General features: G+C 62.8%; 1 protein-coding gene. It reads left to right on the top strand.

The window, feature by feature from the left end; genetic code table 11:
- On the top strand, nt 1-371 hold a 371-nt coding region (locus B3446_RS04570), incomplete at both ends, for an ATP-binding cassette domain-containing protein (protein WP_291377998.1).

Raw genomic sequence — 371 nt, 5'->3', positions numbered from 1 at the left:
ACCCGGGCGAGACGCTGTCGCTGGTGGGCGAGTCGGGGTGCGGGAAGACGACGACTGGCCGGTCTTTGCTGCAACTGGTCAAGAGCAAGAGCGGGTCAATTGAATTCGACGGCAAGAATATCGGGGCGTTGCGGGGCAGTGCGATGCAGACGCTGCGCCAGCACATCCAGTTCATCTTCCAGGATCCGTTTGCGTCGCTGGATCCGCGGATGACGGTGGGCTATTCGATCATGGAGCCGCTGCTGATCCACAAGGTGGCGCGCGGTAAAGAGGCGCAGGAGCGGGTGCGCTGGCTGATGGATAAATGCGGGCTGCTGCCAGAGATGATCGATCGGTATCCGCACGAGTTTTCGGGCGGGCAGCGGCAGCGG

This window comes from Achromobacter sp. UBA5777 (assembly GCF_002418565.1).
GTDB classification, from domain to species: domain Bacteria; phylum Pseudomonadota; class Gammaproteobacteria; order Burkholderiales; family Burkholderiaceae_B; genus Achromobacter; species Achromobacter animicus.
This window is presented reverse-complemented; position numbering and strand designations above follow the sequence as displayed.